Source organism: Thalassospira lucentensis (assembly GCF_050516545.1).
Classification (GTDB): Bacteria; Pseudomonadota; Alphaproteobacteria; order Rhodospirillales; family Thalassospiraceae; genus Thalassospira; species Thalassospira lucentensis_C.
In genome coordinates, this window is record NZ_CP191544.1 from 454,142 (window position 1) to 475,636 (window position 21,495).

Here is a 21,495-nt window from a genome sequence, read left to right on the forward strand (position 1 = left end):
TTGCATAAAATCTGTTGGCTCAAGGAGTGACAGGAATGGAATTTGAAAAGTTTACCGATCGGTCCAAAGGATTTCTCCAGTCGGCGCAATCGCTCGCACTGCGTGAAAACCATCAACAATTTGTCCCGATCCATCTTCTGAAGGTCCTTCTGGACGACGAAGAAGGTTTGGCGGCCAATCTGATCAAGGCATCCGGGGGCAAGCCAAAGCTTGCCCAGGAACGCTGTGCACAGGAACTGGCGAAATTGCCAAAGGTTTCTGGCGGCAATGGTCAGATTTATCTTTCATCGGAATTTGCCCGCCTGATCGATCAGGCACAGGAAGTCGCCAAGAAGGCCGGTGACAGTTATGTCACGGCTGAGCGGCTGCTTCTGACCATCGCGCTTGATCCCAAATCAATTGCGGGCAAGGTGCTGGCCGATGCCGGTGTGACCGCGCAAGGCCTGAACGGGGCGATCAATGACATCCGCAAAGGGCGTACTGCGGACAGTTCCGGTGCGGAAAGCCAGTATGACGCATTGAAAAAATATGCCCGTGATCTGACCGAAGCCGCCCGCGACGGCAAGCTTGACCCGGTGATTGGGCGTGACGAAGAAATCCGCCGTGCGGTGCAGGTTCTGTCGCGCCGGACCAAAAACAATCCGGTGATGATCGGGGAGCCCGGCGTTGGTAAAACCGCGATTGCCGAAGGTCTGGCCTTACGGATCATCAAGGGCGATGTTCCTGAAACGCTGAAGGAAAAGAAGCTTCTGTCGCTTGACCTTGGCGCGTTGATTGCTGGGGCAAAATTCCGTGGCGAGTTCGAAGAACGCTTGAAAGCGGTGCTCAGCGAAATTGAATCCGAAGCAGGCCAGGTCATTCTGTTTATTGATGAACTTCACACCCTTGTCGGTGCCGGTAAGGCCGAAGGATCGATGGATGCCTCCAACCTTCTTAAACCGGCATTGGCGCGCGGTGAGTTGCATTGTATTGGTGCGACGACGCTCGATGAGTATCGCAAGCATATCGAAAAGGACGCAGCCCTTGCCCGGCGGTTCCAGCCGGTATTTGTGTCTGAACCATCTGTAAGCGACACAGTATCGATCCTGCGCGGGATCAAGGATAAGTACGAGCTTCATCACGGGGTCCGGATTGCCGATGCCGCACTTGTTGCCGCAGCGACCCTGTCAAACCGTTACATCACCGATCGGTTTTTGCCAGACAAGGCGATTGATCTGATGGATGAGGCATCGTCGCGTCTGCGCATGGAACTTGATTCCAAGCCGGAAGAAATTGATGAACTTGATCGCCGGATCATTCAGCTCAAGATCGAACGCGAAGCGCTTAAGAAAGAAGACGATAACGCATCTAAAGACCGCCTTGGCCGGTTGGACAAGGAGCTGATCGAGCTTGAAGGCAAATCGACCCTTCTGACCGCGAAATGGGAAGCCCAGAAAACCGAACTTGCGGCATCGACCCATATCAAGGAACAGCTTGATCAGTCGCGCAGCGAACTTGAACGTGCGATGCGTGATGGCAAACTTGAACGTGCTGGGCAGCTTCAATACGAAGAAATCCCGGCTCTTGAGCGGTTGCTTGAAAAGGCTGAAAACGATCAGGCTGACGGGATGAAGGAAGAGGCGGTTACGGAAAAGCATATCGCATCCATCGTCTCGCGCTGGACCGGGATTCCTGTCGACAAGATGTTGGAGGGTGAACGCGAAAAGCTGCTTGAAATGGAAGATATCCTGCGCAAACGGGTTGTCGGTCAGGACGATGCCGTGCGGTCCATTTCCAATGCGGTGCGCCGTGCCCGTGCGGGGCTTCAGGATCCGAACCGACCGATCGGTTCGTTCCTGTTCCTTGGTCCGACCGGGGTTGGTAAGACAGAACTGACCAAGGCACTTGCGCAGTTCCTGTTTGATGATGAACAGGCGATGGTTCGGATTGATATGTCCGAATTCATGGAAAAACATGCGGTCGCGCGCTTGATCGGCGCACCTCCGGGCTATGTCGGCTACGAAGAAGGCGGGTCTTTGACCGAGGCAGTCCGTCGTCGTCCCTATCAGGTTGTCCTGTTTGACGAGGTCGAAAAAGCACATCCGGATGTGTTCAACATTCTGTTGCAGGTTCTTGACGAAGGTCGCTTGACCGACGGGCAGGGCCGGGTTGTCGATTTCCGCAACACGCTGATTATTCTGACCTCGAACCTTGGTGGTGAAATTCTTGCCAATCAGGAACCGGGTCACGATAGCGGCGAGTTGCGCGGTCAGGTGATGGAAATTGTTCGGGCATCGTTCCGCCCGGAATTCCTCAACCGTCTGGATGAAACCATTCTGTTCCATCGATTGGCTCGTGCGCAGATGGGCAAGATTGTTGATATCCAGCTTGGTCGTCTGGAAAAACTTCTGTTTGATCGCAAGATTGAACTTGATCTTGATGATGCGGCCAAGGACTGGTTGGCCTCAAAAGGCTATGACCCGGTTTATGGTGCCCGTCCGCTTAAACGCGTGATCCAGCGATATTTGCAAAACCCGCTGGCGATGCAAATTCTTGAAGGCGGGGTAAATGACGGGGATAAAATTCCTGTCTCTGCCGAAGGAACCGATCTTTTGCTGAATGGTAAAAAGGTCGAGGTTACCGAATAACCAAATGCGATATCTATTGATGCAAAACCCCGGTTTCGACCGGGGTTTTGTCTTGTTCGGGCCATGATTGTTCGCCATTCTGTTTTTCCACACCCCACAACCAGCAGGACTTCACATGCAGATCGTAAGCTTCCCTTCTTTGCGTCGCTTTGGCGTTGTCGCAATCGCAACCGGCCTGTTGTCCGTTACGGTGGTACCATCGGCACATGCGCAATCGTTTTTTGACAAGGCAAAGCAAGCATTGGGCGATGCGGTCAATTCATCGGGCAGTGGTGCGTCATCCGGCACGGGCGGCAGTGGAAGTTCGGCCTTGTCCGGTTTGTCGTCAGACACGGTCGAGAAGGGGCTGAAACAGGCCCTTGATGTCGGGGTGGAGGCCGTAACCGCCCAGCTTGGTGCTAAAGATGGCTTTAACGCCGATCCGGTGGCGCATATTGCGTTGCCCGAGACCGTCAAGAGCGCGCAAAAATTGCTGAGTGCGGCCGGGCTTGGAAGTTATGCCGATGAAATTGAATTGCGCATGAACCGTGCGGCCGAACAAACCATGAGTGATGCGGGCGACATTCTGATCAATGCGGTAAGCCAGATGACCCTTGAAGATGCCAAGGGCATCCTTAATGGCCCGGATGACGCCGCCACCAGTTATCTGCACCGGGTTTCAGGTTCGGATATCGAAGCACGCCTACGCCCGGTTCTGACCGACGCCTTGGCCGATACAGGGGCGCTGTCGCTTTATGATCAGATGGTCGGACAATATGACACCTTGCCGTTTGTCCCGGATTTAAAAGCATCGCTGACTGATCATGCAACGAATGAGGCAATGGATGGATTGTTCCATTATATCGCCGTGCAGGAAGCAGACATTCGAAGTGATCCGACCCGCTGGACGACAGATATCCTCAAACAGGTGTTTTCGGTCGCACAGTGATTAGCGGTAATTAGCGATATTTGACCGGAAGTTCTTCCCAACGATCGCGCATGATCTTGATTTTGTCATCCGGGACGCCGTGGATGTTTTCAAACTTCCCATGGCAGGCAATGATTTGCAGGGGAACGCGATGACGTTCTGCCATATCGAGATAGGCCTGCATTTCCCATATCTCGGTGAAGGTATTGGCGACAATGACGCTGTTGCCTGCACTTAGATTGTCATCACAAGATGTTTCACATTGACGGTGGGCATCGCGCAGGCGACGGGCATCAAACCGATACTGCCCGCTGCGATCAACCATGAACTGATCGGCCTCAAGATGTGTCGCACCGGTTTGCTGGGCAAGGTTGTCGGCCAAGGTGGATTTGCCTGATCCGGGAAGTCCCCGGATCAGGGTCAGGGTTTGGTCATCTTCGGTTTTGGCCTTGGGCGTCATCGGGCTGATTACTGGCCTTTGCGCTTGCGCTGATAGAGGCCATCAAGCTGCTTGCCATAAGCTTCGCGGATTTTGTGACGGCGGATTTTCATCGACGGGGTCAGCATTTCGTTATCAATGCCAAAGGGTGCCTCGGCAAACATGAAGCTGCGCACTTTTTCAATTGTCGACAGGCGGGTATTGACCCGATCAATCGCCGCACGGATGATTTTGCGGAATTCGTCATTCTTGGCGAGGTCTTCGATATTGTTATCAATCGAATTGTCGCGGGCAAATTCGCGCATGAAATCTTCGTCCGGCCACAGAACCGCGACCAGATAAGGCATGGCATCACCCGACACCATTGCTTGGGAAATCTCGGTTTCCAACGTCATCAGGCCTTCGATCCGCTGGGGTGAAATGTTATCCCCGCCGGAATTGACAATGATGTCTTTCTTCCGATCCGTGATCATTACACTGCCCTGTTCGTCGAACTGGCCGATATCCCCGGTATGAAGCCAACCATCAACAATGGTTGCTGCTGTAACGTCGGGCAGGTTCCAATAGCCCTTCATCATGCTTTCGCCGCGCAGCAGGATTTCGCCATCCGGGGCGATTTTGACTTCGGCACCCACCATCGGTGGGCCAACGGTCCGAAGCTTGTTATTTTCTGCACGGTTGCACGACACGACGGGTGCAAATTCAGTCTGGCCGTATCCTTGCAAAATACGAATGCCACAGGACACAAACAGAACGCCCAATTCATAATTCAGTGGTCCGCCACCCGATACCATCGCCTTGATGCGACCACCAAAGCGTTGGCGCAACTTGCGGCGCAACAGCAGTTCACAGGCAAGGTTCTGGAGTTTCTCGACAAAGCTGAGAGGCTGACCTTCGTAATTTTTGCGGCCAAGGCGCAGGGTCAGGTCAAACAGCTTTTGTTTGATGCCGCCTTCTTTTTCGACCATGCGGCTCATGCGCTGATAGAGCATTTCATAAAGCCGCGGTACGGCGGTCATGATGGTCGGGCGGACCTCGGCCAGATTGGCGGCCAGTTTATCAAGGCTTTCGGCGTAATAGATTTGCGCACCAATACTGATCGGGAAATATAACCCGGCAGTATGTTCATAAGAATGAGAAAGTGGCAGGAAGGACAGGAAGATTTCATCATCAATGCCAAGGGTTTCGATGATATCGAACGCCCCCATGCAGTTTGAAATGATCGCCCCGTGGCTGAGCATCACCCCCTTGGGCGAGCCGCCCGTACCCGATGTATAGATCAGACAGGCAAGATCATCACGTTTGATGCCCGCAACCCAGTTATCCACATCATCCGAAAGACCACGCCCCTTGGCGATCAGATCGTCCCAGCGCGAAATGGTGATGTCCCCGACAAAGCTTTGACCCCATTCTTCCATCATGATCGCATGACGGCAGCGTCCGCTATCAAGGGCAGCATGCAAAAACGGCTGGGCCAGTTTCTTGGTCGAGATGATGGCGATTGCCGCACCGCTGTCTTCAATCGCGTGCAGATGGTCGCGTTCGGTGTTGGTGGTATAGGCCGGAACCGTCATTGCGCCGACACACATGACAGCAAGGTCGGCGATGCTCCATTCCGTGCGGTTTTCTGAAACCAGTAAAACCCGATCACCCGGGCGCACCCCGATGTCATAAAGCGCACGCGCCAATGCCCGAACCTGATCAGCGGTTTCTTGCCAGGTGGTTGGGACAAATTTACCTGTTTCACTGCTTTTGGTCCAAAGAAACGGCGCATCGCCATATTTCTTTGCCTGAGCAAAAAACATCGCGGGCAAGTTTTGCCAATCGGCATAACTCTGCAAATTTGTCATGACATCCCCTTGCCTTGTTGTCTTTCCCATCGTCGGACAATCTTTGCGCTGTCCTGATTTGGTTTGGTTCATCTGAATCATTGTACCGGAAGTCTCCGGCATCAGATCGAAAATAAATGAATATTCCAAGATGATTTTGTTAGCAGGGATTGGGTCGTTTCGCAGCCGGAAAATGACAATTCTTTTATCAAGAGGCCTGCTTTGGCCAAATATTCGTCGATTTGGGTCGAATTTCCACAGGTTTTGAACCGTTATGGCGTCTTTGGAACATATTCTTGATGCTTTGCTGTTGTTCACATGGCCAGTAAAGATATGATCAGAGGCATGGTGAAAAACCGCATGTGTTATCAGGGCTGGTGATCTTGGGATGAGCCGCTATATATCGGTATCGGGATTGCCTTAGAGCGACCATGCGAATGCATATGGACTTAGACTGTCTGGAGGACAAATGAACGCGATCAACAAGAATTTGCCGACCTGGGATCTGACGGATCTCTATAACGATCCAAAAGACCCGACCATCCGGCGCGATCTTGATGATGCCAAAGCTCGCAGCCAAGCGTTCCAGAAAAACTATCAGGGTAAGCTCAATGACCTTTCGGGGGATGAACTTGCCGCTGCGATTGTCGAATATGAAGCCATCAGCGAAATTTGCGGCAAGATCGGTTCCTTTGCCCAGTTGCTGTATGCAGGCGATAGTTCGGACGCTGCCATCGGGCAGTTCTATCAGTCGGTTCAGGAAGAAATGACCAGCATTTCAAGCCTGTCACTGTTCTTCGGGCTTGAGATTAACCGGATCGAAGACGCATCCCTTGATGCGAAATATGCAGAATCCGGGGAACTTCGCCGTTATCGCCCGTGGCTTGATGAAAACCGTGCGTTCCGCCCCCATCAGCTGTCTGATGAAGTCGAACAGGTTCTGCATGAACGCCGCGTTGCCGGATCGGCCGCATGGGTGCGTTTGTTTGATCAGACCATGGCCGAGTTGCGTTTCCCGATTGATGGCAAAGACCTGACCATGTCTGATGCAGCCAATATGCTGTCGTCGAACAAGGTCGAGGATCGCAAAAAGGCCGCCAAATCCATCGGTGATGTGTTGGGCAAGAACATCAAACTTCTGGCACACGTGACCAACACCCTTGCCAAAGACAAGGAAATCGATGATCGCCTGCGCAAATTTGCCACCCCGGTGTCATCGCGCAACCTGTCCAATCAGGTCGAGGACGAAGTCGTCGAGGCACTGAACACGGCTGTTCAAAACAGCCACGCCGATCTGTCGCACCGTTATTACCGTTTGAAAGCCAAATGGTTCGGTGTCGATCAGCTTGATTATTGGGATCGCAATGCACCGCTTCCTGATGATGATGATCGTCAGATTGATTGGGATACCGCACGTTCGACCGTATTGAAGGCATATGGTGAATTTTCGCCGGAACTGGCCGATGTTGGCCAGAAGTTCTTTGATAATCCGTGGATTGATGTGCCGCCGCGTGCAGGCAAGTCATCAGGTGCCTTTGCCCATCCGACCGTGCCATCGGCGCACCCTTATTTGCTTTTGAACTATCACGGTAAAACCCGTGATGTGATGACGCTGGCCCATGAACTTGGCCATGGGGTGCATCAGGTCTTGGCGGGCGAGCAGGGCTATTTCCTGTCTGATACGCCGCTGACGCTGGCGGAAACCGCATCTGTGTTTGGGGAAATGCTGACCTTCCAGTCGATGCTGCGTTCGGAAACCGATCCGAAGATGAAACGCATCATGCTGGCCGGTAAAGTCGAAGATATGCTCAACACCGTTGTGCGTCAGATTGCGTTCTTCGAGTTCGAGAAACGCGTTCATGACAAGCGCCGCGAAGGTGAATTGACGGTTGATGAGATCTGCGACATCTGGATTGCCGTACAGCATGAAAGTCTGGGCGATGCCATCCGGTATGAGGACGAGTATAAATATTACTGGTCCTACATTCCGCACTTCATCCATTCGCCGTTCTATGTGTATGCCTATGCCTTTGGCGATTGCCTTGTGAACTCGCTATACGATGTTTACCAGGGGGCTGAAGACGGCTTCCAGCAGAAGTATCTTGATATGCTGAAAGCTGGCGGCACCAAGCGTCACCAGGAACTTCTGGCACCGTTCGGACTTGATGCATCTGACCCGGCCTTTTGGCAACGGGGTCTGAACATGATCAAGGGCATGATCGACGAGCTGGAGGAGCTTTCCTGATATGAGTGATAACGACGATAACTATACCGCCCGGTCAGAAGAAAACAGATTTGGCGGACGGGTTCGTCGTTATGCAAAGGTGGGGGCGTCGGCCAGTAAGCTGGCCGCGCGTCTTGCCACAGGAAAAGTGTTCGGCGGCGAAATCGATCATGCGAAATACGCCGCCGAACTGACATCTGCCCTTGGCGGGCTTAAAGGTCCGCTGATGAAGGTCGCCCAAATCCTATCGACCATCCCCGATGCCCTGCCCAAGGAATATACCCAAGCCTTGGCAACCCTTCAGGCCGATGCGCCCAGCATGGGCTGGCTGTTTGTCAAACGCCGCATGCGCAGCGAACTGGGGGCGGGGTGGCAATCAAACTTCACGGAATTTAGCCACGATGCGGTGGCCGCCGCATCCCTTGGTCAGGTCCATAAGGCAACCTTGCCCAATGGGGATGAAGTGGCCTGTAAGCTGCAATATCCCGATATGTCTGCAACGGTTGAGGCCGATCTCAAACAGCTTCGTGCGGCCTTTGCGATCTATAAACGCTATGACAGCGCGATTGATGCGCAAAATATTCAGGAAGAACTGTCTGCCCGCCTGCGCGAAGAACTTGATTACGCGCGGGAAGCCAAACATATGCGGCTTTATCGTCATATGTTGGCCGATGAAAGTGCCGTGCATGTGCCTGAGCCGGTGGATGAACTCACCACCAGCCGGCTTTTGACCATGACCTGGCAGAGCGGGCAAAAATTCCAGCATTTCCTTGATAGTGATCCGGATCAGGATGCGCGCAATACAGTTGCGCTTAATATGTTTCGGGCGTGGTATGTGCCGTTTTATCGCTGCGGGGTTATTCATGGCGATCCGCATCTGGGCAATTACACGTTGCGCGATGATCATTCGGTCAATCTTCTTGATTTTGGCTGTATCCGGATTTTCAAACCCGATTTCGTCAATGCGGTGATCACGCTGTATGAGGCGCTGCGTGATAATGACGAAGAAAAGGCGGTTTCTGCCTATGAAAGTTGGGGGTTTGAAAATCCGTCACGCGAGTTGATTGATGTCCTTAATATCTGGGCCAGTTTTGTCTATGGCCCGATCCTTGATGATCGGGAACGCAAGATGGGCGAAACCAATTCGGTTGCCTATGGCGCGGAAGTCGCCGGGAAGGTGCATCGGGAACTTCGACGGGTGGGCGGGGTCAAGCCGCCGCGTGAGTTTGTTCTGGTCGATCGTGCTGCGGTGGGGCTGGGGGCGGTGTTCTTGCGCCTTGATGCGCATGTGAACTGGTATCGTCTGTTCCATGATCTGGTCGGGGATTTTGACGTCGACAAACTTGCCGCACGTCAAAAGCATGCCCTTGATCTTGTCGGGTTGGAGCGTCCGGACGCCTGATTTGGCGAAATGTACCGGCCCGTTGCACCGCGATTCGGCTTTCAAGGCATGGAATCGGGTACGCTGTTTGCGCTTTTTCACGCCATAGAGCGTCAATTTCACCGCGAAATTCCGACTATTTCAAAAAGACCAGCAAAAATTTTGCGAACTTTTTACGTCCGCTTGCGTTTCGTAAAGACTGTTATCACGGTGATTGATGCAGACTTATGCGTTCTTTTGTAAGATAATGTTCACTTACTGCGCGGGGTAAAAATAGGGGAAACTACCGTAAATCAAAGACCTATTACATATTGGTGAGGATAAAGACCTGTTCCAGTGCGGAAATAAAATGTGCGGTTTTCCGCGCAATCCAGATTTCCAATGTAATTAACTTAATTAAGGTTAAACAAGTTTTTTGTTGGTTTTTGATATTGTGGTTGTCGGTTGGAAATCGCATCTTGCTTTCAACGCAGACATGGCGGGGCGTCATTGATTGTTTGTCCTGAGCAGCAATGACGGGTGGGACCTGACATGTCACCAAGGCTTTACGGCTTTGGAATGCGTGGTGGGAAAGTGGGCGGTTTCTTCTGCATTTGCTGGAAGAACCGCCTTTTTCTTTTCTGGCAAGGGTGCTTGTGATCGGTCCAAAAGGAGCGCGTTCGACGTTCTGGAACCGGTTACTGGAATTAAAACAACAATTACCGTGCTTACCAAATACATTAGGGAAGGAGGTCGAACGCGATGAAACTGGCCGTTCCAAAAGAAATATGGCCCGGAGAGAAGCGCGTTGCTGTCACACCAGATACCGTCAAGAAATTGATTGCTCTGGGGTTTGACGTTGCAATTGAAGCTGGTGCCGGAATAGATGCCGCCATACCCGATGATCGATTTGTCGATGCCGGGGCAACCATTGCCAAAACAATGAAAACCACCGTGAAGGATGCCGATGTCATCTTCAAGGTGCGGCCACCCGTCATTGATGGCAAAACCAACGAATTAACCGCCTATAAAAGGGGAGCCGCTGTTGTGGCCCTGCTTGAGCCATTTGATCGTAAAGAACTGATCGAAGCCATGGCAACGGCGGGTGTTGATGGCTATTCCATGGAATTGATGCCGCGTATTTCGCGGGCGCAATCGATGGATGTGCTGTCGTCGCAATCCAACCTTGCGGGCTATCGCGCGGTGCTTGATGCTGCGCATGAATTTGGCCGCATTTACCCGATGATGATGACCGCTGCCGGGACTTTGGCACCGGCACGTATTGTTGTGGTCGGGGCCGGTGTCGCCGGTCTTCAGGCAATTGCAACCGCCAAGCGCCTTGGTGCCGTGGTATCGGCGTTTGATGTGCGCCCGGCGGTAAAAGAACAGGTTCAGTCACTTGGCGGGACCTTTATTGAAGTCGAAGATGACGCAGCATCCGATGCGGAAACGTCCGGTGGCTATGCCAAGGAAATGTCGGACGATTATAAGAAAAAGCAGGCCGATAAGCTTAAAGACGTTCTGTCAAAAACCGATATCGTGATCACCACGGCCCTTATTCCGGGGCGTCCGGCCCCTGAGATTGTCACAGCCGACATGGTTGCCGGCATGAAACCGGGTTCCGTGATCATTGATCTGGCGGCTGAACGCGGTGGCAACGTTGCCGGTGTTAAGCTGGGCGAAACAGTTATCACCGCCAATGGCGTCAAGCTTGTTGGGTCGGAAAACATCACCAGTTCGGTGGCAACCGATGCAACGGCGATGTATGCCAAGAACCTTTTGAACTTCATCACCCTTTCTGTCGATAAGGACAAAGGTGCTTTGGTGTTTGATGGCGAAGATCAAATCATCAAGGAAACCCGTCTGACCCATGACGGAAAGGTCGTTCATCCTAAATTCGGTGGGGAGGAGATCGCAAATGGCTGATCAATCCGTAGCCCAGAATGCAAATGAACTGCGCGATGCTGCGCTTGGTCTGGCTGAAAAGGCCGCCCAGCTTGCCGATAGTCTGGCCAATGGTGCCAATGACGCGGCAAATACAGCAACGGTTGCGGTTCAATCATCGGGTGTCAGCCCGACGGTCATTGGACTGACGGTGTTCGTACTGGCCTGCTTTGTTGGCTATTACGTCGTGTGGAAAGTCACCCCGGCCCTTCATTCACCCTTGATGGCGGTAACCAATGCCATTTCATCGGTGATTATTGTCGGTGCGCTTCTTGCAGCAGGTCCGGTGGAGATGAATTTCTCCAAAATGATGGGCTTCATGGCGGTGATATTGGCTTCGGTCAATATCTTTGGCGGCTTTATCGTCGCCCAGCGTATGCTGCAAATGTTCAAGAAAAAGAAGTAGGGGGAACACACAATGTCGGAAAACCTATCGGCTTTTCTGTATCTGGTGGCTTCGGTCTGCTTCATCTTGTCGTTGCGCGGACTTTCGTCACCTGAGTCAGCCCGGAACGGGAATATCCTTGGCATGGTGGGTATGGCAATCGCCATCTTTACCACGCTGGCATCCCCGTCGGTGCTGTCATACACAACCATCATTGTCGGTATTTTGATCGGTGGATCGATCGGTACGATCATTGCGCTTAAGATCAAAATGACCGCATTGCCACAGCTTGTGGCGGCCTTTCACTCGCTTGTCGGTCTGGCAGCGGTGTTTGTTGCCGGTGCAGCACTTTATTCGCCGGGGGCCTATGGCCTTGGCACCGCAGGCAACATCGGTGCTGCCAGCCTGATTGAAATGGGTCTGGGCGTTGCGATTGGTGCGATTACCTTTACCGGATCGCTCGTGGCCTTTGGCAAGTTGCAGGGCATTGTATCGGGAGCGCCTGTTCGCTTCCCCGGTCAGCATATGCTTAACCTTGCGATTGCGATCGGTATCGTCGTCTTTGCCGTGATTATGGTGGCAACCGAAAGCCATACGGCGTTCTGGATCTTGGTCGCGCTTGCGCTTGTTCTGGGCATCACGCTGATCATTCCGATTGGCGGGGCGGATATGCCCGTTGTTGTTTCCATGCTGAATTCCTATTCCGGGTGGGCAGCATGTGGCATCGGCTTTACGCTTCAGAACAATGCCCTGATCATTACCGGGGCGCTGGTGGGTGCGTCGGGTGCGATCCTGTCTTACATCATGTGTAAGGGCATGAACCGGTCGATCTTTAACGTCATCTTTGGTGGTTTCGGTGCCGAAGGCGAAAGTGCGGCAGCAGCCGGTGGCGACAATGACCGTCCGGTGAAGTCCGGTTCGGCCGATGATGCGTCCTTTATTATGAAAAACGCATCAAGCGTCATTATCGTTCCGGGCTATGGCATGGCCGTGGCACAGGCACAGCATGCCTTGCGTGAAATGGCCGATATCCTGAAGGCCGAAGGTGTCAAGGTCCGCTATGCCATCCATCCGGTGGCAGGACGTATGCCGGGCCATATGAACGTGCTGTTGGCCGAGGCCAATGTGCCCTATGACGACGTTCTGGAGATGGATGAAATCAACCGTGATTTCGGATCCGCCGACGTTGCCTTTGTCATTGGCGCAAACGACATCACCAACCCGGCGGCCAAAACCGACCCGGCAAGCCCGATCTTCGGCATGCCGATCCTTGAGGTCGAAAAAGCCAAAACGGTGCTGTTCATCAAACGCGGGATGTCGGCAGGCTATGCCGGTATTCAGAACGAGTTGTTCTTTAAAGACAACACCATGATGCTGTTTGGCGATGCCAAAAAGATGTGCGAAGAAATCGTCACGCATCTTGATAGCTGATCAGACCATCCGATTTGAGAAGACAAAAGGCGGCTCCAACGGGGCCGCCTTTTTGCTTGATTAATATACAGTAGGGGGTTGAAGATAATTCGGCACAATATTTAAACAATTTGTGGGCGCAGCCAATGATTGAAGGTTTTGAAAGGGCAAGGGAAGTATCAGAACTTATTGGTAGTGCTGAGCAGTTCGAGGAAATTCTTAAGCATCACCTTGATGCAGTTTCTAGATGCGAGAAGGTGATAAATTTAAAGAAGAAGGGCGAACACGACAGTAAATCTATTATTCTTCAGAATTTCAGGGTGTTGAGACAAAATACTTTAAGGCGTTCAGTTGCTCTAACTTCAGCATCATTTCAAATGATTGAAAGCCAGAACGTTCTTGGGTTGGCATTGAATTGTCGAGCTCATATCGAAAGTACATGTCAGCTGGGATACTATTGTGCTGTAGTTGACTCCTTTTTAAATGGCAGAACTACATATAAGAATCTCTACGTTAAAATCGTAAGAGCTTTGGCTGGTGCATCTCATGAGATGTTTTCCCACGCACCAGATCCTGTTAACGTTCTTTATTTTATTGATAAGTCGGAAAAATACTTCTCAAGCTTGGTTGGGCAGAGAGGGGACGTTGGCTTCAGAGATAAGTATGATTTCTTATCCGATTTTTGCCATCCAAATTTTTGTTCATCTATAATTGGCGTTAACTTGGATAAAACAGATGAAACCCTGATATATGAAGATTTTTCGATAGATAAGAAAAATAGCTTATTGATCGACTATCTATCATTGATGTCGATGGTTGTTGTTTTTTTTGACAATCAGTTCCCGATTTTAGTCAAAAAATTGGAGGACTATAGCAACTGGCCTTCTTTCGATTTTGGCGGTTCTTGAGTCGATATGTTCCGAGCTGTAAGGGTCTCATTGTTTTTGGTGTTTGTTATTTCGTTAGCGCTCGTCGCGTCGATGGGGCTGACGATCCTAACCTATGTCCGCCTGACGGCTGAAAAGCCGATTGCTGCGATGTATTTTGAGCCCGTGTCCGAGGATGTTTTTACCGCCCATCTGGTGTCAGAAGATCAGGGTGTGAATGGCACTTACGAGATTTACGGTGATCAGTGGCGGATTGATGCGGAGTTTATCAAGCTAAAACCCTGGGCCAATGTGATGGGCATGGATGCCCGGTATCAGTTGGTCCGGTTTGAAGGGCGCTATGGCGATATCGAGGCGGAAAATACCCGCCCGCATCTTGCCTATGATCTGGGGGCGGGGGATGTGCTTGATCTTGCGAACTATCTTGCACAGTGGAATTTCTTTGTTGATGCCGAATATGGCAGCTCGACCTTTACCGATATCGATCCGGACATGGTCTATACGGTCTATCGGACCCAGTCAGGGATCATTGTCCGGTCTGAACCGATGCCCGAACCCATCGGTTATAAACCGACCGTGCTAGATCAGGTCCAAGGTTGGGTTTCGGGCAAATAGGGTTGGGGCCGTTAAGGCAGTTTTGTCTGGTTTGAAATATTTCAACTTACTGTTTTTAAACAGATAAAATGTCAGGTCCGAAACTGGCGAGCAGGTATTTGGGCCCCGACGTAATCTTCCTTCATCGTTAATTGCACCGCGCTTTTCTGTGAGCCGGTGCCAGATGGATTGGAAGACATCATGTTACTTCAAGACAAGATTATCATCATCACCGGGGCCAGCAGCGGCATTGGTGCAGCATCTGCCAAATTGTTTGCATCCGAGGGGGCCAAGCTTGTGCTGGGCGCACGGGGTGCGGATCGGCTTGATCAGGTTGTTACTGAAATCGTTGGTGCCGGTGGAGAAGCCTTTGCACTGGCGGGCGATGTTTGTGACGAAGCTTATGCCAAGGCGCTGGTCAATGCAGCCGTCGGGGAATATGGCGGGCTTGATGTCGGCTTTAACAATGCCGGACGGCTGGGAACACTGGGGTCGCTTGATGATATTACGGTTGATGACTGGGACAAGACGCTGCGTGCCAATCTGACATCGGCGATGTTTGGTGCGAAATATCAGCTGCCCGAGATTGCCAAGCGGGGCGGTGGATCGGTGATTTTCACATCGACTTTTGTCGGGCATACCATTGGAATGCCCGGCATGACGGCCTATGCCGCCAGCAAGATGGGACTTTTGGGCATGGCGCAGTGTTTGGCCGTGGAATATGGCGGGGCAAATGTTCGAGTGAATGCATTGGTGCCCGGCGGTACGGATACACCAATGGCGGCAAGCTTTACCTCTGATCCTGAAACCCGTGCGATGGTTGAAAAGTTTCATGCTTTGGGCCGTATTGCTGACCCGGTTGAAATCGCCAAGGCTGCAATGTTTTTGGCATCAGATGCTGCCAGCTTTGTGACGGGAACAGCCATGATTGTTGATGGTGGCAATTCGATCTGCAAGGCAGCGTAAAATGGTGACCCCCGCCTGAATATCCGGGCGGGGGTGCTTTTGCCTTAGCCAAATGCGCGTTTAAGAACCGGCACGTTCGAGACAATCAACACATCAATCGCCAGAACCGTTACCAGCGTAATGCCGGTCAGAGGGAAGGCCAATGATAGCGCTAACATCACAAACACGGCCCCCTTCCAAAGCGGCAGGTTTTTGGGCATTGGCGGTGGGGACAGGCTGATAGGGCTGTTGGACGGGCGGCGCAGCCACCACATGACAATGCCGCTGATGCACAGGAAAATCACCGTCAGGCAAAACAGGGTATTGGCAATCACGTTCCACCAGCCGAGATCGCCCTGATGAAGGGCGGTTCCGACCGCCATGCTTTTGGCACCCAGCGAATAATCGGCAAAGCCGACTTCGGCAAGAACCTTGCCGCTATATTGGTCGATATGGATGGTGTGATCGCCGGTCGGCATGACGCTATCGCCGCTCATGGTGTCGGCCGAAAGGGTGTAAACGCCGTTTTCGCCGCGCGGCAAATTGACGCGGAACTGACCGTTAAACCCGATGCTGTGGGCAAAGGCCGTGATCGTATCAAGATTAACCGGTGTGCCATCGGCAAGACCAAGTGCCCCGGCATCCGATCCGGATGCGGGCATCGGGGTTTGCTCCAGCCCCCAGGGGGCGTCATGAAGTGCGCCGTGGTTCATATCGGCATGAATGTCATCGGACAGCGGGACATTATCCCATTTTTCGGCGGGAAAGGTGCTCCAGGCCTGAACAAACTGACCACCCCAGATGCCCGCCCATGACAGGCCGGTGATCAGGAAAAAGAACAGAATGACCGAGATATAGAACCCACTGGTGACATGGAGTTCTTTCCAGAACGTCCGGCGGGTTGTGCGGAAGTCCGGCCATAAAACGGATCGCAATCCTTTGCCGTCGCGCGGCCACCACATGTAAAGCCCGGTGACGATCAGAATGATGGCAAGGCCTGCGGCAATTTCAATCAACCGATCGCCAAGATCACCGATCAGAAGTTCGCCGTGAATGTCACTTGCCCAGTAAAACCAGCTGTCATCGGTCACAATGGTTTTGCGGATTTCAGTGGTGACAGGATCAAGTGTGACGACATGCTGCTTGCCACCACTATCGACCAGAAACATGGTGGCAAGATCGTCTTCGATCGGGGCGATATATTGGCTGACCGTCGCATCGGGCAGGGAGGCACGTGCGGCTTGTGCCTGTGTCTCAAGGCTTTGGCGGGTGCCGTCGGATGCAAGGATGCGGTCGCCAAACCGGGTTTCAATGACATTGAAATACATCATCAAAAGACCGGTCGTCGCCAGCATCAGCAGGAAGGGCACAACATAAAGTCCGGCATAAAAATGCCAGCGCCATGCGGCGTTGTAAAACTTGCGCGACAGGTTGCGGGATTCCGGATCGGTGGTGGTTTCGCGCGCGGGCGAAGCGTTCTGTTTCATCAGAAAGAACCTTTTATCATCGGATATGCAAAACACCGCAGGCACGCGGGCATGGCGCGCATCGACTGCGATGAAAGGAGGGCAGATCAGACGATAAAGGGCGGGGCACGCGGGATGTTTGGCGTGTCACGGGTGGTCAGCCGATGTTCAACCCGCTTGGGCAGATGGGCAAAGACACGTGTGGCGAATTCAATGCGTTCGGGAATTGACGGGTTATCGGGCAGGATAACCGCCGATGCAATGCGACAGAATTCGCAAGAGTCGAGCAAACCGGCATTATTGTCCGGGTCGCTGATCTGACCGCTCAGACACAGGACGGGAAGAGTACCATCGGGCAGGGCAAAGCTTACCAGATCGCTATCGGGTATCGGGCCAAAGGATGCCAGCTTATGCGAGACGCCAACAAGCATCAGGGCGATCACGCATAGAATGCGGACCGTGATCTGAACCCGTGATCGTAATGCAGGCATTGAATTTTCCCCAGCCGTTGCCATCGAATGTGTTGTCGATGACAGATACGCGACACGCGTTTAACGGGTTTCAGGATTTTTCGCCATGATAATTGTCATGGTCTTCAGGCGAATAATCAGATGAGGTTTTGATAGGGCAGATAAACCAAACCCGCCTGGATTGCTCCGAGGCGGGTTTGGTGCACGGGTCCGAACTTAGCAAGCTAAATTCGACCATGCAGTATCACGTTCGAGGAACCCCGAAAGTGAAAAAGAAGACTAGAAGCCTTCACGCTCGATGCGCTTACGCTCCAGCTTGCGGGAACGACGGACTGCTTCCGCCCCTTCGCGAGCTTTCTTCTCCGACGGCTTTTCAAAGTGACGACGGAGTTTCATCTCACGGAAAATGCCCTCACGCTGCATCTTTTTCTTAAGGGCTTTCAGAGCCTGATCGACATTGTTGTCGCGAACGATTACCTGCACGGAAACCACGCTCCTTTCAAAAAAACAAAAACACCCGGAGAAGCGGAATGCCCTCCGGTTGGATCTACGGTCAACATGACCGTGGCCTGTATATAGTGCAAACCGGCCAAAAAGAAAAGAGGGAAGAGGATGTTCGCCTTGGGCGTTCATTCCACCGATCAAAGCAAACGCCCACGCAAAAAGTCGCGTCAGAACCGCTATATACAGACCCTGAATGCGTCAATTTCCAATGTCGGTTTTGTGATTGCTATCACGAGGTGAATTAATTGGGTAAAAACTCGGTAGAAAGTTGGGTATAGTGCTTTGACAAAATTGGCTTATTGCATTTCGGCCATACAAAAGGTGGGATTTGGATATGGAAAGCTCTCTGCGGGAGGCGGCAATCGCACATGCGCCGTTCTTCATCACCGGCCCCGGACAGTCAGATGTCCTGTTTACAATTATTGTCTGGTTCGTTGTGCTGGCGGTGTTTGGTGTTGGGGCGTTATATCTAAGCCTGCATGCGCTGCCTGAAAGAATGGCCCATCATGCCAATCATACGCAGCTTCAGCTGATCAGTATCCTGACCCTTCTTGCGTTGTTTACCCATAACAACCTGTTCTGGTTGGCGGCATTGGTGATTGCGGTTGTTCAGGTGCCTGACTTTTATACCCCGATCAATGCGATTGCCGACGCGGTCAAGGCAATGGCACGCCAAAAGGGTGCCCTGAGCGACTCGGTTTCGCCCGCCGTGGCAACCGACGGCGCTGTTGCAACGGAAACCACGAACATGAGCGTTGAAGCCACTAACACGGGTGCTGAAACAGTCAAGACGACCGCACAGGAGAACCATAAAGATGTTTGAGCTTCTTCTGTGTTCAATTTTCACCATCCTGCCGGATTACCTGTTCCGCCGTTTTCGGCAGGGCAAGCGTCTCGGCAAGGAAATCACACTGTTTTCCGTCTGGTATGAGCTGCGCTACGGCATTGTTGCCTGTGCGATCCTGACCATTTCGCTGATCACGCTGATTTTCTATTTCCATCCATCCAGCCAGAATGTCGCGTCCTTTTACAGAACGCTGACAATCCTTCCGGAAAAGAACGGTCGGGTGGTCGAGATTTATACCGGCAATGATGATCAGGTCACATCAGGGCAACCCTTGTTCCGCCTTGATGACCGTTCAGAGACCGAAGCGGTCGAAATGGCCACGCAGGAAGTCGCACAAATCCGTGCGCAGATGGCCGTAGCCGAGGCTGATCTTGCGGTCGCTGCCGGTAACCTTGAAGAAGCACAGGGTGCCTATGCGCAGGTTCGCGATGAATTGAACGTCAAGTCAGACCTTCTGTCGCGCGGAACCAACGCGGTTTCAAGGCGTGAGGTCGAAAGACTGGAAGTTTCCCTGACAACCCGTCAGGGCGGGGTCAATGCCGCCAAGGCAAACATGACAGCGGTCCAAACCAAACTGGACACATTGTTGCCTGCACAGCTTGCCAGTGCAGAGGCATCTTTACGTTCGGCTGAAGTTGCCCTGTCAAAAACCGTTGTCCGGGCCGGTGTGAATGGCGTGGTTCAGCAATTTGCCCTGCAGATTGGTGATGTGGTGAATCCGTTATTGCGTCCTGCCGGTATTTTGATCCCTGAAAAACCCGACGAAGTGGTGTTTCAGGCTGGCTTCCAGCAGGTGTCCGCACAGGTTGTGAAGGCTGGCGTTATCGCCGAAATGGCCTGTGCGTCGCTTCCGTTCGAAGTTATCCCGATGCTGGTGACCAGTGTGCAGCCGGTTATTGCAGCCGGTCAGTTCCGCCCGACCGACAGATTGCTTGATATCTCTGAACGCAGCACACCGGGTACGTTTTTGGCGAAAATGATCCCGCTTTATCCGGAACAGGTCAAAGATGTGCCGTGGGGCAGCCAGTGTATCGCCAATGCGTACACCAATACCCATGATCAGCTTGACGATCCGGATATTGGAACTGGCGAGTGGCTGTTTCTGCATATGGTACAGACCGTTGGGATCGTGCATGCCTTGCTGTTGCGTGTTCAGGCATTGCTGTGGCCGATCCAGACATTGGTGTTCTCTGGCCACTAGGGCAGGGTTATTGCGCATAGGGTCTTTACAGAAGGGCGGTTTTGGTTGGATATAGAGATATGTCGATCCTTAAAATTGCCCGGATGGGCCACCCGGTTCTGCGCCATGTCGCAGACCGGGTTGAAGACCCGCTTGATCCTGAAATTCAGCGTCTGATTGCTGACATGAAGGACACCATGAAGGATGCCGGTGGCGTTGGCCTTGCGGCACCACAGGTGTTTCAGTCAAAGGCGATCATGGTCTTTTTCGTGCCGGTCTTTCGCAAAAGCGATGACCCGGATGACGGCGAAATTCCGCTGAGCGTTCTGATCAACCCGGAAATTGAGCCGGTTGGCGATGAAATCGTCGATGGGTGGGAAGGCTGTTTGTCCATTCCGGGGCTTCAGGGTGTGGTGCCGCGTTGGAACAAAATCCGTTACCGCGGGTTAAATGAGAAGGGCGAGGAAGTCGAACGCCTTGCCGGTGGGTTCCATGCCCGCGTGGTGCAACATGAATATGATCATTTGATCGGAGTCATGTATCCCGAACGTATGGAAGACATGACGCTTCTTGGTTTTAACGAAGAATTGCGTGAATATCCGCCCGAGACGACCTTTAGGCAGTCAGACGTGTCCGATGCCGACACCGATACGGATACGGATACAGATACAGATGACGCCAACATAAGTAATGAGGAGGCCTGATATGACCGTGTCCGAAAGCATGAGCCGCCTGGATGCCCAGCGCCAGGCACTGGTCGAAGCTGCCCTTGAACACGTGCCGTTTGATGGCTGGACGAAACAGTCGCTTCTGGCCGGTGCGGAGGACCTTGACCTTGCACCCGGTGAAGTGGACCGTTTGCTGCCCGATGGCATTCGTCAGGCGATCATTACCTATGTCGAACTGGTGGATCGTAAAATGGTCGCAGCCCTTGATGAAAAGGGGCTTGATGACATGAAAATTCGTCAGCGGATTGCAGCTGCGGTCAAGACCCGCCTTGATCTGGTCGAAGATCAAAAAGACGCCGTCCGTGCCGCCTTGGCCAATCTTGCCTTGCCGCAAAATGTTGCCCTTGGTCTTAAACTGACCCATGGCACGGTGGACAAGATGTGGGTTGCCGCCGGGGATACATCGACCGACCATAATTGGTACACCAAGCGGATGTTGCTTGCCGGTGTGTATGGATCGACATTGGCTTTCTGGCTTGATGATAAATCCGACGGGCATGCCGATAGCTGGGCATTCTTGGATCGCCGGATCAGTAATGTGCTTCAGATTCCGAAAATTACCGCCAAGTTCGGGCAGGTCGGCAAGTTTGCCGAAGCCCCCTTCAAACTCGGGGCGAAGCTTTCGCGCTGTGTGCCAACCGCCGGGCGTATGCGCCGCCAGTTTGGTGGATAGGTCCGCGGCCTGAGATTGGATGTTTAAAAGAAAACGCCACCGGCATGATATGCGGTGGCGTTTTGCGGTTCTGGTC

The 21,495-nt window shown here is 52.6% G+C and carries 20 protein-coding genes; 14 read left to right on the forward strand and 6 right to left on the reverse strand.

The window, feature by feature from the left end; all coding sequences use genetic code 11:
- Positions 1 to 35 precede the first annotated feature (35 nt).
- Together clpB and ACQ0MK_RS01975 are read left to right on the forward strand one after the other, a co-directional pair.
- Entirely contained in the window at positions 36 to 2,627 is a 2,592-nt protein-coding gene (gene clpB, locus ACQ0MK_RS01970) for an ATP-dependent chaperone ClpB (RefSeq protein WP_430474599.1), read from the forward strand.
- Between the two features lie 115 nt (positions 2,628 to 2,742).
- Positions 2,743 to 3,555, forward strand: a complete 813-nt coding sequence (locus ACQ0MK_RS01975) for a DUF4197 domain-containing protein (RefSeq protein WP_430474600.1) — start codon at positions 2,743 to 2,745, stop codon at positions 3,553 to 3,555.
- A 10-nt stretch (positions 3,556 to 3,565) separates the two neighbouring features.
- Here ACQ0MK_RS01975 and ACQ0MK_RS01980 read toward each other — a convergent pair whose 3' ends face one another.
- Entirely contained in the window at positions 3,566 to 3,994 is a 429-nt protein-coding gene (locus ACQ0MK_RS01980; RefSeq protein WP_430474601.1) for an ATP-binding protein, read from the reverse strand.
- An 8-nt stretch (positions 3,995 to 4,002) separates the two neighbouring features.
- Entirely contained in the window at positions 4,003 to 5,823 is a 1,821-nt protein-coding gene (locus tag ACQ0MK_RS01985; protein WP_430474602.1) for an AMP-dependent synthetase/ligase, read from the reverse strand.
- A gap of 448 nt (positions 5,824 to 6,271) precedes the next feature.
- Here ACQ0MK_RS01985 and ACQ0MK_RS01990 point away from each other — a divergent pair, with 448 nt between their 5' ends.
- Positions 6,272 to 8,047: a M3 family oligoendopeptidase gene (locus tag ACQ0MK_RS01990; RefSeq protein ID WP_430474603.1), complete on the forward strand. Its 1,776-nt coding sequence runs from the start codon at positions 6,272 to 6,274 to the stop codon at positions 8,045 to 8,047.
- 1 nt (position 8,048) lies between these two features.
- Positions 8,049 to 9,428: an ABC1 kinase family protein gene (locus ACQ0MK_RS01995; protein ID WP_430474604.1), complete on the forward strand. Its 1,380-nt coding sequence runs from the start codon at positions 8,049 to 8,051 to the stop codon at positions 9,426 to 9,428.
- A gap of 283 nt (positions 9,429 to 9,711) precedes the next feature.
- Here the strand turns inward: ACQ0MK_RS01995 and ACQ0MK_RS02000 are convergent, their stop codons facing one another.
- On the reverse strand, positions 9,712 to 10,167 hold the full coding sequence (locus ACQ0MK_RS02000) for a hypothetical protein (protein ID WP_430474605.1): 456 nt from the start codon (positions 10,165 to 10,167) through the stop codon (positions 9,712 to 9,714).
- Between ACQ0MK_RS02000 and ACQ0MK_RS02005 the strand changes: the two genes are divergently transcribed.
- The 6 genes from ACQ0MK_RS02005 (at position 10,149) to ACQ0MK_RS02030 (ending at position 15,572) form a co-directional block, all read left to right on the forward strand.
- Complete coding sequence (locus ACQ0MK_RS02005) at positions 10,149 to 11,312, forward strand: Re/Si-specific NAD(P)(+) transhydrogenase subunit alpha (protein ID WP_430474606.1); 1,164 nt, start codon at positions 10,149 to 10,151, stop codon at positions 11,310 to 11,312. The genes ACQ0MK_RS02000 and ACQ0MK_RS02005 overlap by 19 nt on opposite strands.
- Positions 11,305 to 11,736 carry an NAD(P) transhydrogenase subunit alpha gene (locus ACQ0MK_RS02010; protein WP_430474607.1) on the forward strand — a complete coding sequence of 144 codons (432 nt, stop codon included), beginning with the start codon at positions 11,305 to 11,307 and terminating at the stop codon, positions 11,734 to 11,736. The genes ACQ0MK_RS02005 and ACQ0MK_RS02010 overlap by 8 nt, the downstream gene beginning before the upstream one ends.
- 12 nt (positions 11,737 to 11,748) lie before the next feature.
- On the forward strand, positions 11,749 to 13,146 hold the full coding sequence (locus tag ACQ0MK_RS02015) for an NAD(P)(+) transhydrogenase (Re/Si-specific) subunit beta (RefSeq protein ID WP_430474608.1): 1,398 nt from the start codon (positions 11,749 to 11,751) through the stop codon (positions 13,144 to 13,146).
- A gap of 125 nt (positions 13,147 to 13,271) precedes the next feature.
- Positions 13,272 to 14,033, forward strand: coding sequence for a hypothetical protein (locus ACQ0MK_RS02020; RefSeq protein WP_430474609.1), 762 nt, complete (start codon positions 13,272 to 13,274; stop codon positions 14,031 to 14,033).
- Positions 14,034 to 14,072: 39 nt separating this feature from the next.
- Positions 14,073 to 14,627: a hypothetical protein gene (locus ACQ0MK_RS02025; protein ID WP_430474610.1), complete on the forward strand. Its 555-nt coding sequence runs from the start codon at positions 14,073 to 14,075 to the stop codon at positions 14,625 to 14,627.
- A 180-nt stretch (positions 14,628 to 14,807) separates the two neighbouring features.
- Positions 14,808 to 15,572 (forward strand): SDR family oxidoreductase, encoded by a 765-nt coding sequence (locus tag ACQ0MK_RS02030; RefSeq protein ID WP_430474611.1) that lies wholly within the window; start codon positions 14,808 to 14,810, stop codon positions 15,570 to 15,572.
- A gap of 44 nt (positions 15,573 to 15,616) precedes the next feature.
- Here ACQ0MK_RS02030 and ACQ0MK_RS02035 read toward each other — a convergent pair whose 3' ends face one another.
- The 3 genes from ACQ0MK_RS02035 to rpsU all read right to left on the reverse strand — a co-directional run bounded on the left by ACQ0MK_RS02035 (position 15,617) and on the right by rpsU (position 17,970).
- Positions 15,617 to 17,038: a PepSY-associated TM helix domain-containing protein gene (locus ACQ0MK_RS02035; RefSeq protein WP_430474612.1), complete on the reverse strand. Its 1,422-nt coding sequence runs from the start codon at positions 17,036 to 17,038 to the stop codon at positions 15,617 to 15,619.
- Positions 17,039 to 17,124: 86 nt separating this feature from the next.
- A complete protein-coding gene (locus ACQ0MK_RS02040) occupies positions 17,125 to 17,508 on the reverse strand; it encodes a hypothetical protein (RefSeq protein WP_430474613.1) in 384 nt (127 codons plus the stop codon).
- Positions 17,509 to 17,766: 258 nt separating this feature from the next.
- Positions 17,767 to 17,970 carry a 30S ribosomal protein S21 gene (gene rpsU / locus ACQ0MK_RS02045; protein WP_007091098.1) on the reverse strand — a complete coding sequence of 68 codons (204 nt, stop codon included), beginning with the start codon at positions 17,968 to 17,970 and terminating at the stop codon, positions 17,767 to 17,769.
- 355 nt (positions 17,971 to 18,325) lie between these two features.
- On the opposite strand from rpsU, the gene ACQ0MK_RS02050 reads away from it, so the two are divergent.
- The 4 genes from ACQ0MK_RS02050 to ACQ0MK_RS02065 are packed head-to-tail and all read left to right on the forward strand — an operon-like array spanning position 18,326 to position 21,419.
- Positions 18,326 to 18,814 carry a hypothetical protein gene (locus ACQ0MK_RS02050; protein ID WP_430474614.1) on the forward strand — a complete coding sequence of 163 codons (489 nt, stop codon included), beginning with the start codon at positions 18,326 to 18,328 and terminating at the stop codon, positions 18,812 to 18,814.
- Complete coding sequence (locus tag ACQ0MK_RS02055; RefSeq protein ID WP_430474615.1) at positions 18,807 to 20,039, forward strand: HlyD family secretion protein; 1,233 nt, start codon at positions 18,807 to 18,809, stop codon at positions 20,037 to 20,039. Before ACQ0MK_RS02050 ends, ACQ0MK_RS02055 begins: the two co-directional genes overlap by 8 nt.
- A 59-nt stretch (positions 20,040 to 20,098) precedes the next feature.
- Positions 20,099 to 20,722 carry a peptide deformylase gene (gene def / locus ACQ0MK_RS02060; RefSeq protein WP_430474616.1) on the forward strand — a complete coding sequence of 208 codons (624 nt, stop codon included), beginning with the start codon at positions 20,099 to 20,101 and terminating at the stop codon, positions 20,720 to 20,722.
- Between the two features lies 1 nt (position 20,723).
- Positions 20,724 to 21,419, forward strand: a complete 696-nt coding sequence (locus ACQ0MK_RS02065; protein ID WP_430474617.1) for a COQ9 family protein — start codon at positions 20,724 to 20,726, stop codon at positions 21,417 to 21,419.
- Positions 21,420 to 21,495 lie beyond the last annotated feature (76 nt).

Excerpts from the sequence above, each read along its gene's own strand:
- clpB (WP_430474599.1), top strand. The coding sequence starts at position 36 with ATGGAATTTGAAAAGTTTACCGATCGGTCCAAAGGATTTCTCCAGTCG.
- ACQ0MK_RS01975 (WP_430474600.1), top strand. The coding sequence starts at position 2,743 with ATGCAGATCGTAAGCTTCCCTTCTTTGCGTCGCTTTGGCGTTGTCGCA.
- ACQ0MK_RS01980 (WP_430474601.1), bottom strand. The coding sequence starts at position 3,994 with ATGACGCCCAAGGCCAAAACCGAAGATGACCAAACCCTGACCCTGATC.
- ACQ0MK_RS01985 (WP_430474602.1), bottom strand. The coding sequence starts at position 5,823 with ATGACAAATTTGCAGAGTTATGCCGATTGGCAAAACTTGCCCGCGATG.
- ACQ0MK_RS01990 (WP_430474603.1), top strand. The coding sequence starts at position 6,272 with ATGAACGCGATCAACAAGAATTTGCCGACCTGGGATCTGACGGATCTC.
- ACQ0MK_RS01995 (WP_430474604.1), top strand. The coding sequence starts at position 8,049 with ATGAGTGATAACGACGATAACTATACCGCCCGGTCAGAAGAAAACAGA.
- ACQ0MK_RS02005 (WP_430474606.1), top strand. The coding sequence starts at position 10,149 with ATGAAACTGGCCGTTCCAAAAGAAATATGGCCCGGAGAGAAGCGCGTT.
- ACQ0MK_RS02010 (WP_430474607.1), top strand. The coding sequence starts at position 11,305 with ATGGCTGATCAATCCGTAGCCCAGAATGCAAATGAACTGCGCGATGCT.
- ACQ0MK_RS02015 (WP_430474608.1), top strand. The coding sequence starts at position 11,749 with ATGTCGGAAAACCTATCGGCTTTTCTGTATCTGGTGGCTTCGGTCTGC.
- ACQ0MK_RS02020 (WP_430474609.1), top strand. The coding sequence starts at position 13,272 with ATGATTGAAGGTTTTGAAAGGGCAAGGGAAGTATCAGAACTTATTGGT.
- ACQ0MK_RS02030 (WP_430474611.1), top strand. The coding sequence starts at position 14,808 with ATGTTACTTCAAGACAAGATTATCATCATCACCGGGGCCAGCAGCGGC.
- ACQ0MK_RS02035 (WP_430474612.1), bottom strand. The coding sequence starts at position 17,038 with ATGAAACAGAACGCTTCGCCCGCGCGCGAAACCACCACCGATCCGGAA.
- ACQ0MK_RS02040 (WP_430474613.1), bottom strand. The coding sequence starts at position 17,508 with ATGCCTGCATTACGATCACGGGTTCAGATCACGGTCCGCATTCTATGC.
- ACQ0MK_RS02050 (WP_430474614.1), top strand. The coding sequence starts at position 18,326 with ATGGAAAGCTCTCTGCGGGAGGCGGCAATCGCACATGCGCCGTTCTTC.
- ACQ0MK_RS02055 (WP_430474615.1), top strand. The coding sequence starts at position 18,807 with ATGTTTGAGCTTCTTCTGTGTTCAATTTTCACCATCCTGCCGGATTAC.
- def (WP_430474616.1), top strand. The coding sequence starts at position 20,099 with ATGTCGATCCTTAAAATTGCCCGGATGGGCCACCCGGTTCTGCGCCAT.
- ACQ0MK_RS02065 (WP_430474617.1), top strand. The coding sequence starts at position 20,724 with ATGACCGTGTCCGAAAGCATGAGCCGCCTGGATGCCCAGCGCCAGGCA.